Raw genomic sequence first — 18,307 nt, forward strand, 5'->3', positions numbered from 1 at the left:
GGGGAGGCAGGCCGGATCCGAACGGTCTGCGCGCTCCTGTTCTTCCGACGCAGGTTGGCGTGTGCGTGACCAGTGCCAGGAGGCCGGATGTGGGGATGCTGAATGACAGGGGTGCCCCGGAAAAGCGAGACGGGACCGGGGTAGAGCACCACACCCGGTCCCGCCCGTCCGCACCGTACGGCGAACGACTTCTGGCTAACGCCTGCCCGCCCTGCGGGTGGCGCGCAGCCATTCCTTGTTCATGCTGGTGATGGAGACCAGCGGGATGCCCTTGGGGCAGGCGGTCGCGCACTCCCCCGCCAGGGTGCAGCCGCCGAAGCCCTCCTCGTCCATCTGCCCGACCATGTCGAGGACCCGGGTCTCGCGTTCGGGGGCGCCCTGCGGCAGCACGTTCAGGTGGTTGATCTTGGCGGAGGTGAACAGCATCGCGGCGCCGTTGGGGCAGGCCGCGACGCAGGCGCCGCAGCCGATGCACTCGGCGTGCTCGAAGGCGAAGTCGGCGTCGGGCTTGGGGACGGGGGTGGCGTGCGCCTCGGGGGCGGCGCCGGTCGGGGCGGTGATGTAGCCGCCGGCCTGGATGATCCGGTCGAAGGCGGAGCGGTCGACCACGAGGTCCTTGACGACGGGGAAGGCGGCGGCCCGCCAGGGCTCGATGTCGATCGTGTCGCCGTCGCGGAAGGAGCGCATGTGGAGCTGGCAGGTGGTGGTGCGCTCGGGTCCGTGCGCGTCGCCGTTGATGACGAGGCTGCACGCGCCGCAGATGCCCTCGCGGCAGTCGTGGTCGAAGGCGACGGGATCGTCGCCGGCGAGGATGAGTTCCTCGTTGAGGGTGTCGAGCATCTCCAGGAAGGACATGTCGGCCGAGATGCCGTCCACCTGGTACGTGGACATCGCTCCGTCGGCGTCGGCGTTCTTCTGCCGCCAGACGCGCAGGGTGAGCTTCATGCGTAGCTCCGCTGGGTGGGGTGGACGTACTCGAAGACGAGGTCTTCCTTGTGCAGGACGGGGGCGGTGCCGGTGTCGGTGAACTCCCAGGCGGCCGCGTACGAGAACTCCTCGTCCCGGCGTGCCGCCTCGCCGTCGGGGGTCTGGGACTCCTCGCGGAAGTGGCCGCCGCAGGACTCGGCGCGGTGCAGGGCGTCGAGGCACATCAGCTCGGCGAGTTCGAGGTAGTCGACGATCCGGTTGGCCTTCTCCAGCGACTGGTTGAACTCCTCGCCGGTGCCGGGGACCTTGATGCGCCGCCAGAACTCCTCGCGGATCTGCGGGATGCGCTCCAGGGCCTTGCGCAGTCCGCTCTCGGTGCGGGCCATGGCGCAGAACTCCCACATGAGTTCGCCGAGTTCGCGGTGGAAGGAGTCGGGGGTGCGGTCGCCGTCGACGGACAGGAGCAGGTTGACGCGGTCCTCGGTCTCGGCCAGCACCTCCTGCACGGCGGGGTGTTCGGTGGTGACGGGCTGCTGCTTCGGGTTGCGGGCGAGGTAGTCGTTGATCGTGGACGGCAGGACGAAGTAGCCGTCCGCGAGGCCCTGCATGAGGGCGGAGGCGCCGAGCCGGTTGGCGCCGTGGTCGGAGAAGTTGGCCTCGCCGATCGCGAACAGGCCGGGGACGGTGGTCTGGAGGTCGTAGTCGACCCACAGTCCGCCCATCGTGTAGTGCACGGCGGGGTAGATCCGCATGGGCACGGTGTACGGGTCCTCGGCGGTGATCCGGGCGTACATGTCGAAGAGGTTGCCGTACTTCTCCTCGACGGCCTCGCGGCCCATGCGCCGGATCGCGTCGGCGAAGTCGAGGTAGACGCCCTGGCCGCCGGGGCCCACGCCGCTGCCCTCGTCGCAGACGTTCTTGGCGGCGCGGGAGGCGATGTCGCGGGGCACGAGGTTGCCGAAGGAGGGGTAGATGCGCTCCAGGTAGTAGTCGCGCTCCTCCTCGGGGATCTCGTTCGGCGGCCGGGTGTCTCCCTGTGCCTTCGGGACCCAGATGCGGCCGTCGTTGCGCAGCGACTCGCTCATCAGGGTGAGCTTGGACTGGTGGTCGCCGGTACGCGGGATGCAGGTGGGGTGGATCTGGGTGAAGCAGGGGTTGGCGAAGTACGCGCCGCGCCGGTGGGCCCGCCAGATCGCGGTGGCGTTGGAGTTCATGGCGTTCGTCGACAGGTAGAAGACGTTGCCGTAGCCGCCGCTGGCGAGGACGACCGCGTCGGCGAAGTGGGTGTCGATCCGGCCCGTGATCAGGTCGCGGGCGACGATGCCGCGGGCGCGTCCGTCGACGACGATCAGGTCGAGCATCTCGGTGCGCGGGTGCATCTCGACGTTCCCGGCGGCGATCTGCCGTGACAGTGCCTGGTAGGCGCCGAGCAGGAGCTGCTGGCCGGTCTGGCCGCGGGCGTAGAAGGTGCGGGAGACCTGGACGCCGCCGAAGGACCGGGTGTCGAGCAGGCCGCCGTACTCGCGGGCGAACGGGACGCCCTGGGCGACGCACTGGTCGATGATCTCGACCGAGATCTGCGCCAGGCGGCGGACGTTGGACTCGCGGGCCCTGAAGTCGCCGCCCTTGACGGTGTCGTAGAAGAGGCGATGCACGGAGTCGCCGTCGTTGCGGTAGTTCTTCGCGGCGTTGATGCCGCCCTGTGCGGCGATCGAGTGGGCGCGGCGCGGGGAGTCCTGGTAGCAGAACTGGACGACGTGGTAGCCCTGTTCGGCGAGGGTCGCGCCCGCGGAGCCGCCCGCGAGTCCGGTGCCGACGACGATCACGGTGTGCTTGCGGCGGTTGGCGGGGTTGACCAGCTTGGCCTCGAACCGGCGCCGGTCCCAGCGCTCTTCGACCGGGCCCGCGGGTGCCTTGGTGTCGGCGACCGGTTCTCCGGTCGTGAAGTGGGCGTATTCGGTGGTCATTTCAGCTCACCACTCCGGTCATGACGCCCACGGGCACGGCGATGAAGCCGGCCGTGAGCAGCAGTGCGAGGACGTTGGCGACGGTCTTCAGGGCGCGGTCGCGGGTGCGGCTGCCGGCGCCGAGGGTCTGGGCCGCGCTCCAGAAGCCGTGCCGGATGTGCAGGCCGAGCGCGAGCATCGCGACGATGTAGATGACGTCGCCGTACCAGGTGGAGAAGGTGTCCACGACGTTCTGGTACGGGTGGCCCTCCTGGAAGCCGCCGGAGTGCACGGTGCCGGTGGTCAGGTCGAGGAGGTGCCAGACGATGAACAGGCCGAGGATGATCCCGCCCCAGCGCATGGTGCGGGTGGCGTAGCTCGCTCCCCGCTTCCTGTGCACGTACTTGCTGGGCCGGGCCTTCACGTCACGGCGGCTGAGCTGGTAGGCGGACACGGCGTGGGCGACCACGGCGACGACCAGCACCACGCGGACGAGCCACAGTGTCCACTCGTAGTGCATGAAGGGTTCGCCGACGGTGCGGAGCCAGTGGGCGTAGTGGTTGAACTCGCCCGCGCCGAAGTAGATCTTCAAGTTCCCGATCATGTGGGCGACCAGGTAGAGCAGCATGATCAGGCCGCTGACGGCCATCACGGTCTTCTTGCCGACGGAGCTGTCCCACACGGTGCGCGCCATGGACGGCCGTCGGTCCGTCCGCGTTGCCAGAGCCATGAGAGGAGACGGTAGGCCGCGGGGAACCGATCAGTCCAAGACATGGAGCGGCTCGTTTCCATAGACATGAGCTATCGTCGAAGGGTGCAGCTCCAGCAGCTCCAGTACTTCGTGGCCGTCGCGGAGACCCGGCACTTCACCCGGGCCGCCGAGCAGGTGCATGTCGCGCAGCCCTCGCTGTCCCAGCAGATCAAGGCGCTGGAGCGGGAGTTGGGGGCCGATCTGTTCCTGCGGGCGCGCGGGAACATCACGCTCACCGACGCGGGCGAGGCGCTGCTGCCGCTGGCCCGCCGCATCCTCGCCGACGCGGACACGGCCCGGCACGAGGTGCAGGAGCTGGCCCAGCTGCGCAGCGGCCGGGTGCGGCTCGGCGCGACCCCGAGCCTGTGCACCGGCCTGCTGCCGGACGTGCTGCGCGCCTTCCACGACCGCTATCCGGGGATCCGGCTGCTGATCGAGGAGGGCGGCTCGCACGATCTCGTACGGGAACTCGCGCGCGGCGCCCTGGACCTCGCCCTCGTCGTCCTGCCCCTGCCCACCCCGTCCCCCGCGCTGACCACGGTGGAGCTGCTGCGCGAGGACCTGGTGGTGGTGTCGTCACCGGACGCCCGGGCACCGGGCGGCGGCCGGCGCGCGGTGCGGATCGCGGATCTGGAGGGCGAACGCCTGGTGATGTTCCGGCACGGCTACGACCTGCGTGAGCTGACGGTCGCCGCCTGTCGCGCCGCGGGCTTCGAGCCCGACTTCGCGGTCGAGGGCGGTGAGATGGACGCGGTGCTCGGCTTCGTCCGGGCGGGCCTCGGGGTGGCCGTCGTACCGCGCATGGTGGCCGCGCGGTCCGGTCCGGGCCTGCGGGTGACACCGCTGGCCCGGCCGGGACTCGAACGGACCATCGCGCTGGCTCACCGCAGCGACGTGGACCCGCCCCGCGCGGCCCGGGAGCTCCAGCGGATGCTGCTGGAGCGCTGACCCGGACGGCCCCCCTTCACCAGGTCGGGATGAGGCCGCCGTCGATGACGAAGTCGCTGCCGGTGATGTTGCGGGCGCGGTCCCCGGCGAGGAAGAGGACCAGGCCGGCCACCTCGGACGGCTCGGAGAAGCGGCCGGTGACGGTCGCGCTCGACGCCTGGGCGACCACGTCGCCGGGGCTGGACCCGACGACGGCCGAGACCGTCTCGGCCACTCCCCCGCCGCCGAGCCACAGATCGGTCGCCACCGGACCCGGGCTCACCGTGTTGACGCGGATGCCCTTCGGGCCGACCTCCTTGGACAGCCCCTTGCAGAAGGCGACCAGCGCCGCCTTGCCGGCGCTGTAGTCGATGACCAGCGGGTCCGGCAGGGTGGCGTTGACCGAGCCGATGGTCACGATCGAACCCTGCCCGGCGGCGACCATCACCGGCAGGGCCGCACGGGTGACCCGTACGGCCGTGAGCAGGTTCAGGTCCAGGGTGCGCCGCCAGTCGTCGTCGGTGACCGAGAGGAACCCACCGGTACGGGCGGGGGCCGCGCCCACGTTGTTGACCAGGACGTCGATCCGCCCGCCGGCCGCCTCCACGAGCCTGGTCGCGTCCCCGGGTTCGGCGAGGTCGGCCGGAACCCAGGTCACGTTCCCCTTCCCCACCAGGGCGTCGAGGCCAAGGGAGGTGCCGCGGGAGCCGGCGATCACGGTCGCCCCCGCGCCGGCCAGCGCCTCCGTGACCGCGAGTCCGATCCCCTTGCTCGCTCCGGTGACGACCGCCGTCCGGCCCTGAAATTCGGTGCTCATCCGCCTCAGCTCCATGTGTGGGAGGTGCCTCCTGCTCCATGAGACATACGGAGGGCCGCGGGCGCGAGGCGTCCGGTGCGCCGCCGGGACGCGGCGGCGCACCGGCGCCGCGAGGCGCCGCCGGGGCCGTCAGCCGACCGCGTCGACCAGGGCCAGCTCGTGCAGCCGCTCCGGCGGTCCTGGACGGGCGTAGTACCAGCCCTGTGCGGTGTCACAGCCCAGTATCCGCAGCTGCTCGGCCTGCGCGCCGGTCTCCACGCCCTCCACCGTGACCGCGAGGTCGAGGCTGTGGGCGAGGGAGACGATGCCCTCGACGATCTTCAGGTCGACCGGGTCCGCGGGGAACTGCTGCATGCCCCGGGTGAAGGACCGGTCCAGCTTGAGGATGCTGACCGGCAGACGGCGGAGGTTGGCGAGGTTCGAGTAGCCGGTGCCGAAGTCGTCGAGCGCGATGTCGACACCCATCTCGGCCAGCCTGCGCAGCGGTTTGAGCAGGTCGTCGTCCGCGCCGATCAGCGCGGACTCGGTGACCTCCAGGCACAGCGCCTGGGCGTCGAGGCCCTCACGCTCCAGGATGTCGACCGTGTCCTGGACCAGTCCCGGATGGGTGAGCTGGCACGGCGAGAGGTTGACGTTGACGCGCAGCGGGCCGGCTCCCGAGTGCCGTTGCTGCCAGCTGCGGGCCTGGCGCACCGACTGTTCCAGGACCCAGCGGCCGAGCGGCACGATCAGTCCGGTGTGCTCGGCGAGCGGGATGAAGCGGTCGGGTCCGAGAACGCCGTGCTGCGGGTGCAGCCAGCGCACCAGCGCCTCCGCGCCGCGCACGCTGCCGTCGCCGAGGTGCACCAGGGGCTGGTACTCGATGAAGAACTCGCCCCGGTCCAGGGCGGCGGGCAGCGCGGTGGTGAGCCCGTTGCGGGTGATGGCGCGGGCGTCGGCCTCGGGGTCGGCGAGCTCGAAGCGGTTGCCGCCGGCGGACTTGGCCCGGTACATCGTGATGTCGGCGCTGCGCAGCACCTCGGCGGCGCCGCGCTCCCCGGCCGGGCCCTCGACGATGCCGACGCTGCCGCGCACGGTCAGGTCGCGGCCGTCGATGCTGATCGGGGTGACGAGCGCGTTCATGATGCGCCCGGCCAGCTCGTCGACCTCGCGCTCGGTGTCGGGGCCGGTGGTGAGGGCCACGAACTCGTCGCCGCCGAGCCGGGCGACCATCTCCCCGGGTGCCGTGGCACAGGACTGGAGGCGGTCGGCGACCTCGACAAGCAGCCGGTCGCCCGCCGCGTGCCCGAGGCTGTCGTTGATGGTCTTGAAGCCGTCGAGGTCGAGATAGCAGAGTCCGAAGCGCTGCCCGTCCCCCGCGGCCAGCGCCTTCTCCAGACGCTCGAAGAACAGGGTCCGGTTGGGCAGTCCGGTGAGCGCGTCGTGGGTCGCCTCGTAGCGCAGCCGCAGATTGAGCAGCCGCCGCTCGGTGGTGTCCTCCATGAGCGCCAGCTGGTACTGGGGCTCGCCGTCCGCGTCGCGGAGGAGGGAGACCGTGAGATTGGTCCACAGGGCGGTGCCGTCGGGGCGGTAGAACGCCTTCTCGACGTGGTAGTGCTCGCGCTCGCCGCGTACCAACTCCTCGTACAGCCGCCACACTTGAGGAGCGTCCTCGGCGTGCGTCCATTCGTGGACCGGGCGCAGGCGCATGGTCTGTTCGGAGCCGCCGAACATCCGCAGCAGGGCTCCGTTGACCTGGAGGATGTTGCCGTCCAGGTCGGCGATGCCGATGCCTATGGCGGCACCCTCGAACACCGCGCGGAAGCGGGCCTCACTGTCGTGCAGCGCCTCGGCCACCGTGCTCCGCGCGGTCAACGCGGCCTCCGAGATGGCCTGTTGCTCGGCGAGCGTGCGCTCGCGCAGGGCCTCGGCGTAGCCGGCGGCCATGGCGTGCTGGAGCCGGACGGAGCGGGTCCGCAGCGCCTCCTTGGGGCCGTCCTCGCCGCAGTAGAGCACCAGGTAGGCGTCGACGCAGTCGAGGGCCCTGCTGAGGGCCTCGGGGTCGGTGCAGTGCGCGGCGACCAGCGCGGCTCCGACACGGCGCCCCTCGGCCGCCTCGAAGGTCCTGGCCCGCAGGGCGTCGCTCAGCCGCCGTGCGAGCGGCAGCAGTTGTTCCTCGAACTCCGGCCGGGTCAGCGAGGTGGAGGTGACGGGAAAGACCGCACGGCTCCAGATCGTCGCGAACCGGCGGAGTCTGTCCTCCGGCCCGTCCGGCTCGGCGCTCACGCCGTGCGTCCCACGCCGCCGAACCCGGAGAAGGAATAGGGATCCTCGTCCTCGGGTGCCGTGTCGGGCCGCCATTCCGGCATCGGCACCAGTCCGGGTTCCACCATGTCGTACCCCTCGAAGAACCGCGCGATCTCGTCGCGCGTGCGCATGATCAGTGGGTTGCGGATGTCCTTGTAGACGTCGACCGTGCCCTCGGCCTGCTCCCGCGGGAGCGGAATTCCCTCGAACGAGGCATGCGTGACGACGAGCATGCTTCCCGGCGCGAGGGCGTCGCGCAGTTCGGCCACCGCCCGGTACGGGTCGTCCGCGTCTTCCACGAAGTGAAGTATGGCAACGAGAAGCAGCGCGACCGGCCGGTTCAGGTCGATCAGCCGCTGAACCGGGTGGCTCGCGAGGATCTCCTGCGGCTTGAGCAGGTCCGCGGCGACGACGTCCGCGTCCTCGTTGTCCCGCAGGACGGCCTGGCTGTGTGCGACGGCAACGGGGTCGTGGTCGACGTAGACGACCCGTGCGCCGGGCCGGGCCGCCTGGGCTATCTCGTGGACGTTGCCGAACGTCGGGATTCCGGAGCCGATGTCGAGGAACTGGTCGATGCCCTCGCCAGCCGCGTGCCGGACGGCCCGGCGCATGAACGCCCGGTTCGCCTGCATGACCTTGGGAAGGCCCGGCATGAACTCCATCGCCTTGCGCGCCGCTTCCCGATCCACCTCGAAGTTGTGCGAACCGCCCAGGTAGTAGTCGTATATCCGGGACACGCTCGGCACTGAGATGTCAATGCTGCGAGGGGCCCAGGCGGGACGCTCCATCTATCTCTCCAAGGCGTAGGCGACGGCACGGACGATCCGGTGTTCGAGCAGAGGCTACTGATCGCCCGCCAAAGGAGCGAGTCAAACCGGAAATTGACCGTCCGTTCCCGGTCACTGCCTCAGGCACGTGCCGAATTGGCAACTGCGAACGTATACCGCGCACGCCACTCACCGCCCTTGCGAAATCGTTCCGAAGCATTCCAAAAAGCTCCGCCGGGTCACGAAGCGTGGCGAAGTCGTCCGTCACGCAGGGACGTTCTTTCACATCCGGGCAACGGGCCGGATCTTTCACGTTCCGGCGACGGCCGGAATGCTTCGGTCACCCACCGGGCGTACGGAGCCCCACCCGGCCCCGCACCGGGACGCTTCCACCTCCGGCCCGCACCGGGACGCGCGAAGGGTCCGCCCCCTCCGGCGGAGGGGGCGGACCCTTGGCGGCGCGTTCGTTCGGGCGAGCGGGTCGACCGTGGGGTGTCGACGCCCTACTTGGCGGCGCCGACCGGCTTTCCGTCGGGCGAGACGGCGTACCAGGTGCCGCCCACGCCCTGACCGTTGGTGTCGCCGGGAGCGGAGTCACCGGAGAAGGTGTAGATCGGCCAGCAGTTGACCGTCATCTGCTTGATGCCGTCCGGGCGGGTGAAGCCCATCAGGCCCTTCTTCTGGACGCCCTTGGTGTCGCTCGCCGGAACGGGGGCGACCACGGGCCACTTCTCCAGGCAGGCGCCCGTGCAGGCCGACTTGGAGACGGGCCAGGCCTGGTCCTTCATGAAGCGGTAGACCGTCATGCCGTTCTTGTCGACGACGATGTCGCCGAGCTTCGGGTCCTTGCGGACCGACAGACCGGGCAGGGCGGCCAGCGTGGCCTTCTTGCCGTCGGGCGCCGAGGCGAACCAAGTGCCGCCCACGTTCTGGCCGTTGACGTCGCCCGCCTTGGTGTCCTTGGCGAAGCGGTACATGGGCCAGCCGCCGATGGTCAGCTGCTTGGTGCCGTCGGAACGGGTGACCTCGCCGAGCAGGGCCTTGTCGACACCGGTGGCGGCCTCGGCGCCCGCGGCGGGCACGGGCGGCCAGGCGGTCGCGCAGGCGCCGTCACAGCTCGACTTCGGCGGCTCGGCGGTGTCCTTGTCGAAGCGGTAGAGGGTGAATCCGGCGCCGTCGGTGAGCACCTTGCCGAGCTTGACGCTCTCGGTCACGGTGAGCTTGCCCGCGGCCTCCGGCTTGGCGGCGGCACTCTGGGAATCGGCTCCGTAGCCGTTGCCCGCCCCCGCGCTGGGGCTGGTCCCGTAGCCGCCCGCGGCAGCGGTGGCCCCGACGTTCTGGGTACCCGTCGAAGGGGTGCCACTTTCCTGACCACACGCCGTCGTGAGCGCCAGCACGGCCGCAGCTGACGCTACGAGTGAGGCGCTCCGCCAGGAGGTCTTCATTGGTAACTCCCGCTGTTCGCATAAGTGTTGCAGCGCCCTGCGGCGCCGCGCATGGCCCTAGGTACGGGCGAGAGGTACGGGAGCGTTCAAAGGGGCCCCAAAATTCTTTCGGAAGGCTGTGACACGTTCGACGCGCATCGCTCACCTGTTCGACCAGGATCCCCGCTTCCCGTCCGCGGGCGTCAGCCACCGGGGGGCGCAGGTACCCAATTCGTGGCGAATCCAGGACACTTCGGCGTGACCCGGCCCGCCGCGCCCCATGATCTCCGTCGTGCACGCACCCCAGCGGACCCGGTCCGCCCTCGTCATACGGGTACTGGCGCTGACGGCGCTCGTCTGGTTCCTGGCCGGCGCGCCGGGCGGAACGGCCGCGGCCGACGCCTGCGCCTACGCCTCCACGGGCCCGGACGGCGACGGGATCACCGCGGTGGCCGTCGCGGGCGACGGAGCGGTCGCCGTCGCCGGGCACACCATCCAGTGCCCGCCCCCGACCCCGCCCTGCCCGCCGACGCCCACGCCGACTCCGCCCCCACCAACGCCACCGCCGCCGCCTCCGAAACCGAAGCCCGAACCCAAGCCGACCCCGCCCCCTCCGCCCACCCACGCGCCGAAGCCCGCGCCGCCGCCCCCGCCGCCTCCGCCACCGCCACCCCCGAAGCCGAAGCCCCTGCCGCCGCGGCCGGCTCCGGTCGTGGCACCGAGACCCGCGCCGAAACCTCCACCGCCACCGCCTCCGAAGGCACGTCCCGCTCCGCGGCCGGTCCCGGTCAGCTATCCGGCGTACCGCACCCCGCCGCACAAGCACGCGCCCCGCGGCGGTCCGTCGCTCGTCTCGTTCACCCTGCTCATCACCGCGCCCGCGGTGCTCGCCGTCGCCGCGCTGCGCCCGCGCTGACCCTGGAGGCACACCTTGTCGGATTGGCTTGTTCTCGCCCTCGCGATGGCGGCCGCGTGCCTCGTGGTGCTCGCCGTGACCCTCGTACGCCATCGCAGGGCCCGTGAGGACGAGGACCCCACCGAGACACCGGACGTCATCGAGTACATGACGATGATGATCGGGGTGGTGTACGCCATCGTCCTCGGCCTGGCCATCGCCGGGGTCTGGGAGGCCCGCGGCGGCGCCCAGGACCAGGTGCAGTCGGAGGCCCAGGCCCTGCACGAGATCTACGAACGCGTACGCGTCTACCCGCCGGACGTCCGCGACCGGATCCGCGGTGACGTCGACACCTACGTCCAGTACGTGGTGAACACCGAGTGGAAGACCATGGCCGAGCACGGCCGGGTGACCGAGGAGGGCGGCCGGCTCCTCGACCGCGTCCGGCACGACGTCACCGATTATCAGCCGAAGTCGGACTTCGAGGCCCAGGCCTACCAGCCGCTCCTCGACCAGGTGACGGCGGCGGACACCGCGCGCAGCGCCCGCGCCGACTCCACCGGGGCCACCATGCCGGGGGTGGTGTGGTTCGGACTGATCACCGGCGCCGTGGTCACCGTCGGGATGATCTTCGCGCTCCAGATCCGGCGCACCGCCCGGGAGCTGGTGCTGGCCGGGCTGTTCTCCGCCCTGATCGCGTTCCTGCTCTTCCTGATCTGGGACTTCGACTCGCCCTACAGCCGCGGGATCACGGCGTCGGCGGAACCCTTCACCTCGCTGTTCCCGCACATTCCCGGCTGACCCGCTCCCGGGTCGGGCCCGCGGGCGGGGGACGGGCGCGCCACGCCGTGCGCGTCCCCCGTCCGCACGCGCCACGTCCCCCGGACGGCCCACGCCATTGCCCCGTTCGCGCTACTGGGATCGCGCGCCTGCCGGGCCTTTCCTAGCGTTTCGATCATCGAGGTGCATTTCTGGCGCAAGCGGAAGAGTTCCGCAGCAAGGCTCCTCGGGGACCTGGAGGCTCACCATGCGCGCGATACGCGTCGCTTCGGCCGCACTGCTGGGCGTAGCCGCCCTGACCTTCGCCGCACCCGCCGCCGTCGCCGGTGACGGGGACGGCGACCACGGACTCACCCCGATCACCCCGTTCGCCTTCAGCGTGCAGCCGTCGACGATCGCCGCGGGCGGCCAGGTGTCGCTGCTGCTGAAGCGGGACGGCGGGTGCAGGGGGACCGCGACGGTCACCTCCGGGGTCTTCGACACCGTCACCATCCCGCCGGGGCAGTCCTCGGCCACCGCCATGGTCGACTGGGACGCCAGACCCGGGGCCGTGTACGACGTGACGTTCTCGTGCGGCGGGGCGAGCGGCAGCACCGGACTGACCATCGCCGGGGGCCGGCCGGTCAACCCGACCCCCGTCCCCCTCCAGCGGGGCGTGCGGGCCGGTGTCGGCGGCAGCGTCGGCGGCTTCGACCTCAAGGAGATCGGGATGGGAACGGCGCTGATCGCCGGTTCCGTCGGCGCCGCCTGGTACCTGTCCCGCCGGCGCACCTCCTCCGACGAGACCTGACCGGGCGGCACAGCCCTCCGGCCCGGCCCCTGACGGAGCGGCACAGCCCTTCACCCCGGATCCGGTCGGGCGGGTCCGGAGCGAAGGGCTGTCACGTGCGCCGCGCGCGGCGGGCGGCCTGCCTCCGAAGAGGGCGGGACCGGCCGCTCACCGGCGGAGAGGGTCAGATGTGCCGCTCCGACCTGCGCCGCATCCAGAACACCCCGCCGCCGACGGCCGCGGCGGCCACCAGGCCCCCGCCGATCGCCATGTCGGTGGGCGTGGCGCCGGTGGTGCTGCTGCCGCCGAGACCACCGCGGACACCGCCGATGACGGTGAAGGCGGCCGGGCGGGTCAGCGGACCCGTCCCCTCGCAGTTGACGGTGATGTCGTACGAACCGGGACGGGCGTCCTGGTTGATGGTGGCCGTTCCGCTGGACGCCTCGGTGCGGCTGCCCAGGAGCGGCGAGAGTCTCGCCTGACGGAACGCGGGAGAGGTCATCGTGCCTCCCCTCGGGCACCCGTCGACGGTCACGGTCAGCTGACCGCCGCGGGCGATGACGCTGGGCTGGGCGACGATGTTGCTCGGCGTGTTCCACGCCGCGGCCATCGGGGCGGCGAGCCCCACGGCGGCGACCGCGGCGGCGGACACCGCCAGGGCACGAGTAGTACGCATGTGTTCCTCCGCGGGGGCGCCCCGGGAACCGTCCCCGGTGGATCGGCGAGAAAGCGCCTCCCAGTCAGACCCTCAGATGCCGTGCACGGGGCCGCATTTCGGGAATGGTCCGTCCTGGTGAGAGGACACGCCGAGAGAATTCCGCACAATCGGATATTGCCGCAGGTCACGGACTGTCAGAAAATTCCTGGTCACGGCAACTCGGATGGCGCACGGGCCATTCCCCGCGCCACCCGTTCGCCCGCGCCCCGTCGCAGGGCGGCTTTGCTGCCATTAGCGTGCTCATATGCGCGGATGACGAGGCGACGGCCGCGTCGAGAGGGGAATGCCAATGTCTGCGTCCGAGCTGGCCGAAGAGGAGGAGCGGCAGAGGAAGCGCGCTCCCTGGGGCGTGATAGCGCTTGTCCTGCTGACCGGCCTCGCACTCATCCGGAACGGTTCCGGCGAGTTCGACACGGGCCCCCCGCAGCCCGCCTCGGCGGCCGCGGCGGACAGCCGCTCGCCGGTCGGCACGATCTCCAAGGTTCCGGCCGCACTGCCTTACTCCGTGGTCGACCGGGTGCGGATCCCGGCCATCCGTGTCGACGCCCCGGTGATGCCGGTGGGCCTGGACCTGGACGGCTGGGTCGACGCGCCGCCGCCCGACGACCCGAACCTCGCCGGGTGGTTCACCGGCGCGGTCTCGCCCGGCGAGAAGGGCACGGCCGTGATCGTGGGCCATGTCGACAACATGCAGGGCCCCGCCGTCTTCTACGGGCTCGGGGCGCTCAAGAAGGGGAACAAGGTCGAGGTCCTGCGCAAGGACGGAAAGACCGCGGTGTTCGAGATCTACGGCATCGAGGTCTTCGCGAAGGCCGATTTCCCCGGCGACCGTGTGTACAACAGCAAGGGGACGCCCGAATTGCGGGTCATCACCTGCGGCGGCGGTTTCTCCAAGCAGCACGGTTACGACGGGAACGTGGTGGTCTTCGCGCGCCTTTCCGAGGTGCGCTGAACGTCACCCGGCCCGGGCACGCGAAAAGCCGGTCGGTGAGGCACCGCGCCTCCCGCCGGCGGCTCCGGCCGAAAGCCCCGCGACACACCGTGCGCGGGGCCTTTCCGGTTCTGCGCTTTCCTCCGGTTCTACACGTTCTTCCGGTGCGGCACCGTGATGTGGTACCCGGCGTCCAGGAGGCGCGGGAGATAGGTGCGCAGCGCCTGGACGCTCTGCGAGCGGTCGCCGCCCGCGTCGTGCTGGAGGACCACGACGCCCGGGGCCGCCTCCTTCTGGACGGTGCCGACGATCGAGCGGGTGCCGGGCCTCGACCAGTCGAGCGTGTCGATCGTCCACGCCATCGGCTCCATGCCGAGTTCGGCGCCGATCTGGTAGACCGCGCGGTTCCACTCCCCGTACGGCGCGCGGAACCAGGCGGGCGGCTCACCGTAGGCGTCCGCGATCACGTCGCTGGTGCGCTCCATCTCGGAGCGGATCGCGGAGCGCGAGAGCTTGGTGAGCAGCGGATGGCTCCAGGTGTGGTTGCCGACGATGTGCCCGTCGTCGGCCATGACTCCCAGCAGGTCCTTGTTGTCGGCGGCCATCTCCCCGCACACGAAGAACATGGCGTGGACGTCGTACTCGCGCAGGGCGCGCAGGATCTCCGGGGTGTAGTGCGGGTCGGGGCCGTCGTCGAAGGACAGGACCATCGTGCGGCCGTGGCCCGAGACCCGCATGAAGGGCTCGTTCCGGACGAGGGTGCGCAGCTGGGTGCCGCGCGGCGGCGGGCCGTATCCGGCGAGCGGCTGGAGACGGTACGCGGAGGGCTTGAGGGCCCGTGAGGCCGGCGGGCCGGCGAGCGGGAGGCTCCGCGCCGGTTCCGCGGCCTGACCGGCGGTCAGGAAGCGGGTGGTGCCCGCGGCTCCGGCCGCCCCCAGGACAGCGGCGCCGGCGATCAACGCCCGGCGTCGGGTAATCAGCTGATCCTTTTTCATGATTAATCAGTCACCCGGCCGAAGGGCCTCCACGCCGAGCACCACCGGTAGGGGCTCATGAATGCACCCGCCCGGCCCAGTCAGCGGCGGCGCACCAGCGGGAACGGCAGCGTCTCGCGGATCGTCAGACCGGTGAGGAACATGACGAGCCGGTCGACGCCGATCCCGAGTCCGCCGGTGGGCGGCATCGCGTACTCCAGGGCGTCGAGGAAGTCCTCGTCCAGCTCCATCGCCTCGGGGTCTCCCCCGGCGGCCAGCAGGGACTGCTCGGTGAGCCGGCGGCGCTGCTCCACCGGGTCGGTCAACTCCGAATAGGCGGTGCCCAGTTCCGTGCCGAACGCGACGAGGTCCCAGCGTTCCGCGAGCCGCGGGTCCCTGCGGTGCTGCCGGGTCAGCGGGGAGACGTCGGTGGGGAAGTCCTTGTAGAACGTGGGCAGCCCGGTCCTCTCCTCGACCAGACGTTCGTACATCTCCAGGACGACGTCACCGCGCCCGTCGTCCGGCGTGTACGGAACGCCCGCGCGGTCGCACAGCCGCAGCAGCCTCTCCAGGCTCGTGTCGGCGTCGATCTCGTCGCCCAGGGCCTCGGAGACCGCTCCGTACACCGTCTTGACCGGCCACTCCCCGGAGATGTCGTGCTCGACCCCGTCCTTGCGGGCGACCGGTGAGCCGAACGCGGCGGTCGCGGCGCCCTGGATCAGCTCGCGGACGAGGTCGAGCATCACGTCGTAGTCCGCGAAGGCCTGGTACGCCTCCAGCATCGTGAACTCGGGGTTGTGCTTGTAGGAGACGCCCTCGTTGCGGAAGGTGCGGCCCAGTTCGAAGACCTTCTCCATGCCGCCGACGCACAGCCGTTTGAGGTAGAGCTCGGGCGCGATGCGCAGATAGAGGTCCAGGTCGTAGGCGTTGATGTGGGTGGTGAAGGGACGCGCGTTGGCCCCGCCGTGGATCTGCTGGAGCATCGGGGTCTCGACCTCCAGGTAGCCGCGGTCGAGCAGCCCCTGGCGCAGGGCCTGGACGGCCGTGGAGCGGGCGCGCACGACGTCGCGGGCGGCGGGGCTGGACACGAGGTCGAGGTAGCGGCGGCGGACCTTCGCCTCGGGGTCGGCGAGTCCCTTGCGCTTGTCGGGGAGCGGGTGGAGGCACTTGGCGGTGAGCAGCCAGGCGGTGACGAACACCGTGGGTTCGCCGGAGTCGCTCGCGCCCGCAAGACCGTCGGCGCTGATGTGGTCGCCGATGTCGATCACCTGCCGGAAGCGGTCGAGCGCCTCGCCCGACTCCGTTCGGGTGAGGGCGATCTGGAGGTCGCCCGACCAGTCGCGCAGCACGGCGAAGAGGATCCCGCCGAAGTCGCGTACGAGCATCACGCGTCCGGCGACGGTCACGTCCTCGCCGCCGCGGACCTCGGCCAGGAGACGGGTGCGCGGCGGGATGCCGACCGGGTAGGGGTCGGTGCCCTCGGCGCGCAGCCGGTCGAGCTTGCGGTGCCGCACCCGGACCTGGTCGGGCAGCCCGGTGGTGGGGTCGTCCGCGCGGGCCGCGCCCTCGGCGTCGAGACCGAGGGCCGCGAGCGAGGGCAGGCCCGCGGTCGAGGCGGGCGCGGGGGCGCCCTTCGCGTGTCCCTTGCCCCACAGGCTGCGCAGCGAGGGCACGGAGACGAAGCCCTCGGCGATGGCGGACGCCAGGCCGATGCGGGCGAGGGCGCCGGTGTCGCCGTAGCAGATGAAGCGCGGGTACCACTCCGGGTGGTACTTGGCGTTGGACCGGTAGAGGGCCTCCAGCTGCCACCAGCGGGAGAAGAACAGCAGCAGCCTGCGCCAGAGTCTGAGCACCGGTCCGGCGCCGATGCGGGCGCCCTCCTCGAAGACCGAGCGGAACACGGCGAAGTTGAGGGAGATGCGCCGGACCCCGAACTTGCCGGCGACCGCGCAGACCTCCGCGACCATGAACTCCATGACGCCGTTGGGCGCGCTGCGGTCGCGGCGCATGAGGTCGAGGGAGATGCCGTCGCGGCCCCAGGGTACGAAGGAGAGCAGGGCGAGGAGCTTGCCGTCGGACCCCGTCGCCTCGACGAGCAGGCAGTCGCCGTCCTCCGGGTCGCCGAGCCGGTCCAGGGCCATCGAGAAGCCGCGCTCGGTCTCGGTGTCGCGCCAGGCGTCCGCGCGGCGCACGATCTCCTCCATCTCGCTGTCGGAGAGGGTGGAGTGGCGGCGGACCCGGCAGGTGGCGCCGGAGCGTCTGACGCGGTTGACGGCCTGCCGGGTGACGCGCATGTCGCGGCCGGACAGGTCGAAGCCGGCGACGTTCAGGATCGCCTCGTCACCGAGCTGGAGGGCGCCGAGCCCGGAGCGCGCGAACGCCTTGGCGCCCTCCTCCGAGGCGCCCATGACGGCGGGCGCCCAGGCGTAGCGGCGGGCGATGTCGAGCCAGGCGGCGATCGCGTGCGGCCAGGCCTCCCGGTCGCCGACCGGGTCACCGCTGGCCAGGCACACTCCGGCCTCGACGCGGTAGGTGACGGCCGCCTTGCCGCTGGGCGAGAAGACGACGGCCTTGTCGCGGCGGGTGGCGAAGTAGCCGAGGGAGTCCTCCCCGCCGTACGCCTGGAGGAGGGCGCGGATCCGTGACTCCTCGTCACCGTGCAGGGCCGCGACCAGGCGCTGGGAGCGGAAGAGCGTGGCGGCGGCGTTGAGCAGGGCCAGGGCGCCGAAGAGGCCGAGGACGAAGAACAGCCAGTGCGGCGGACGGCCGTCGAAGGAGCGTCCCGAGACGAGTCCGCCGCAGACCCGGTTGGCGGCCCACAGCAGCCGCTGGCCCTCCACCAGGGTGCCGGGGAACAGAGCGACCAGGCCCCAGCCGAGGAGGATCGCCACGACGAGCCCGGCGACCAGGACGAGCAGGGCGCGGCGTACGGCGGCGCGGCGCGAGTCGGCGTAGAACTCGCGGCGGGCCACGATCAGCAGCGCGAGCAGGAGCCCGCAGACGACCAGCGAGGGGATGGAGGCGGCGTAGAGGCCGACGGCGACCCCGAGGGCGTCGGTCAGGACGAGCAGGCCGAGGTAGACGACCACCAGCCACCAGGCGATCTTCTTGCGGGCGGCCGTCGCGGCGGCGAGCAGGAAGAGGAAGACGGCGTACGCGAGGTTGGCACTGACGGGGATGATCAGCAGGTCGAGGAAGCGCACGACCGGCCGCAGCACCGCGCGCACCGGGGGGATGAAGGCGAGCAGGGTGCAGAGCAGGCCGATGAAGGCGAAGAAGGTGGCGAAGCCTTCGGGCACCTTGCTGAGGAAGCCGGTCCTGGGCGGCCGTGGCGGGCCGCTGGCGGTCTTCGGCGGGCGGGCCTCCACGGTGGCACTCATGGTTCCGACTGTAGG

At 71.4% G+C, this 18,307-nt stretch carries 15 protein-coding genes; 5 read left to right on the forward strand and 10 right to left on the reverse strand.

From position 1 onward, the window contains the following. Positions 1-195: 195 nt before the first annotated feature. From ACFWI4_RS04875 to ACFWI4_RS04885, 3 genes are read right to left on the reverse strand one after another with little or no spacing between them, the layout of a single operon-like run. Positions 196-945, reverse strand: a complete 750-nt coding sequence (locus ACFWI4_RS04875) for a succinate dehydrogenase/fumarate reductase iron-sulfur subunit (RefSeq protein WP_387191046.1) — start codon at positions 943-945, stop codon at positions 196-198. After that, the gene (locus ACFWI4_RS04880; protein WP_387191048.1) at positions 942-2,894 is read right to left on the reverse strand and encodes a fumarate reductase/succinate dehydrogenase flavoprotein subunit; all 1,953 of its coding nucleotides are present in this window, start codon (positions 2,892-2,894) and stop codon (positions 942-944) included. The genes ACFWI4_RS04875 and ACFWI4_RS04880 overlap by 4 nt, the downstream gene beginning before the upstream one ends. Position 2,895: 1 nt before the next feature. Beyond that, on the reverse strand, positions 2,896-3,567 hold the full coding sequence (locus ACFWI4_RS04885; protein WP_387191192.1) for a succinate dehydrogenase: 672 nt from the start codon (positions 3,565-3,567) through the stop codon (positions 2,896-2,898). 120 nt (positions 3,568-3,687) lie between these two features. Here ACFWI4_RS04885 and ACFWI4_RS04890 point away from each other — a divergent pair, with 120 nt between their 5' ends. After that, positions 3,688-4,572: a LysR family transcriptional regulator gene (locus ACFWI4_RS04890; RefSeq protein ID WP_387191194.1), complete on the forward strand. Its 885-nt coding sequence runs from the start codon at positions 3,688-3,690 to the stop codon at positions 4,570-4,572. A gap of 16 nt (positions 4,573-4,588) precedes the next feature. Here the strand turns inward: ACFWI4_RS04890 and ACFWI4_RS04895 are convergent, their stop codons facing one another. The 4 genes from ACFWI4_RS04895 to ACFWI4_RS04910 form a co-directional block, all read right to left on the reverse strand. Then, on the reverse strand, positions 4,589-5,368 hold the full coding sequence (locus ACFWI4_RS04895) for an SDR family NAD(P)-dependent oxidoreductase (protein ID WP_387191050.1): 780 nt from the start codon (positions 5,366-5,368) through the stop codon (positions 4,589-4,591). A 129-nt stretch (positions 5,369-5,497) separates the two neighbouring features. After that, a complete protein-coding gene (locus ACFWI4_RS04900; protein ID WP_387191052.1) occupies positions 5,498-7,633 on the reverse strand; it encodes a putative bifunctional diguanylate cyclase/phosphodiesterase in 2,136 nt (711 codons plus the stop codon). Next, complete coding sequence (locus tag ACFWI4_RS04905) at positions 7,630-8,442, reverse strand: SAM-dependent methyltransferase (protein ID WP_385403379.1); 813 nt, start codon at positions 8,440-8,442, stop codon at positions 7,630-7,632. Before ACFWI4_RS04905 ends, ACFWI4_RS04900 begins: the two co-directional genes overlap by 4 nt. A gap of 482 nt (positions 8,443-8,924) precedes the next feature. Further along, positions 8,925-9,866, reverse strand: coding sequence for an SCO0930 family lipoprotein (locus ACFWI4_RS04910; RefSeq protein ID WP_387191054.1), 942 nt, complete (start codon positions 9,864-9,866; stop codon positions 8,925-8,927). A 271-nt stretch (positions 9,867-10,137) separates the two neighbouring features. Between ACFWI4_RS04910 and ACFWI4_RS04915 the strand changes: the two genes are divergently transcribed. The 3 genes from ACFWI4_RS04915 (at position 10,138) to ACFWI4_RS04925 (ending at position 12,310) form a co-directional block, all read left to right on the forward strand. Then, positions 10,138-10,761, forward strand: a complete 624-nt coding sequence (locus ACFWI4_RS04915; protein ID WP_387191056.1) for a hypothetical protein — start codon at positions 10,138-10,140, stop codon at positions 10,759-10,761. Positions 10,762-10,776: 15 nt separating this feature from the next. Next, positions 10,777-11,541, forward strand: a complete 765-nt coding sequence (locus ACFWI4_RS04920; protein ID WP_387191058.1) for a hypothetical protein — start codon at positions 10,777-10,779, stop codon at positions 11,539-11,541. A 226-nt stretch (positions 11,542-11,767) separates the two neighbouring features. After that, entirely contained in the window at positions 11,768-12,310 is a 543-nt protein-coding gene (locus ACFWI4_RS04925) for a hypothetical protein (RefSeq protein ID WP_385403369.1), read from the forward strand. A gap of 163 nt (positions 12,311-12,473) precedes the next feature. Here ACFWI4_RS04925 and ACFWI4_RS04930 read toward each other — a convergent pair whose 3' ends face one another. Continuing rightward, the gene (locus ACFWI4_RS04930) at positions 12,474-12,965 is read right to left on the reverse strand and encodes a hypothetical protein (protein ID WP_037617845.1); all 492 of its coding nucleotides are present in this window, start codon (positions 12,963-12,965) and stop codon (positions 12,474-12,476) included. 331 nt (positions 12,966-13,296) lie between these two features. Between ACFWI4_RS04930 and ACFWI4_RS04935 the strand changes: the two genes are divergently transcribed. Beyond that, positions 13,297-13,959, forward strand: a complete 663-nt coding sequence (locus tag ACFWI4_RS04935) for a class F sortase (protein ID WP_387191061.1) — start codon at positions 13,297-13,299, stop codon at positions 13,957-13,959. Between the two features lie 128 nt (positions 13,960-14,087). Here the strand turns inward: ACFWI4_RS04935 and ACFWI4_RS04940 are convergent, their stop codons facing one another. Further along, on the reverse strand, positions 14,088-14,933 hold the full coding sequence (locus ACFWI4_RS04940) for a polysaccharide deacetylase family protein (RefSeq protein WP_385403363.1): 846 nt from the start codon (positions 14,931-14,933) through the stop codon (positions 14,088-14,090). Positions 14,934-15,013: 80 nt separating this feature from the next. Then, the gene (gene lysX / locus ACFWI4_RS04945) at positions 15,014-18,292 is read right to left on the reverse strand and encodes a bifunctional lysylphosphatidylglycerol synthetase/lysine--tRNA ligase LysX (protein ID WP_387191063.1); all 3,279 of its coding nucleotides are present in this window, start codon (positions 18,290-18,292) and stop codon (positions 15,014-15,016) included. Between the last annotated feature and the right edge of the window lie 15 nt (positions 18,293-18,307).

The organism is Streptomyces sp. NPDC127038, assembly GCF_042725875.1.
GTDB lineage: Bacteria > Actinomycetota > Actinomycetes > Streptomycetales > Streptomycetaceae > Streptomyces.

Coding starts and splice junctions, on each gene's coding strand:
- ACFWI4_RS04875 (WP_387191046.1), bottom strand. CDS start 945: ATGAAGCTCACCCTGCGCGTCTGGCGGCAGAAGAACGCCGACGCCGAC.
- ACFWI4_RS04880 (WP_387191048.1), bottom strand. CDS start 2,894: ATGACCACCGAATACGCCCACTTCACGACCGGAGAACCGGTCGCCGAC.
- ACFWI4_RS04885 (WP_387191192.1), bottom strand. CDS start 3,567: ATGGCGCGCACCGTGTGGGACAGCTCCGTCGGCAAGAAGACCGTGATG.
- ACFWI4_RS04895 (WP_387191050.1), bottom strand. CDS start 5,368: ATGAGCACCGAATTTCAGGGCCGGACGGCGGTCGTCACCGGAGCGAGC.
- ACFWI4_RS04905 (WP_385403379.1), bottom strand. CDS start 8,442: ATGGAGCGTCCCGCCTGGGCCCCTCGCAGCATTGACATCTCAGTGCCG.
- ACFWI4_RS04910 (WP_387191054.1), bottom strand. CDS start 9,866: ATGAAGACCTCCTGGCGGAGCGCCTCACTCGTAGCGTCAGCTGCGGCC.
- ACFWI4_RS04925 (WP_385403369.1), top strand. CDS start 11,768: ATGCGCGCGATACGCGTCGCTTCGGCCGCACTGCTGGGCGTAGCCGCC.
- ACFWI4_RS04930 (WP_037617845.1), bottom strand. CDS start 12,965: ATGCGTACTACTCGTGCCCTGGCGGTGTCCGCCGCCGCGGTCGCCGCC.
- ACFWI4_RS04935 (WP_387191061.1), top strand. CDS start 13,297: ATGTCTGCGTCCGAGCTGGCCGAAGAGGAGGAGCGGCAGAGGAAGCGC.
- ACFWI4_RS04940 (WP_385403363.1), bottom strand. CDS start 14,933: ATGAAAAAGGATCAGCTGATTACCCGACGCCGGGCGTTGATCGCCGGC.
- lysX (WP_387191063.1), bottom strand. CDS start 18,292: ATGAGTGCCACCGTGGAGGCCCGCCCGCCGAAGACCGCCAGCGGCCCG.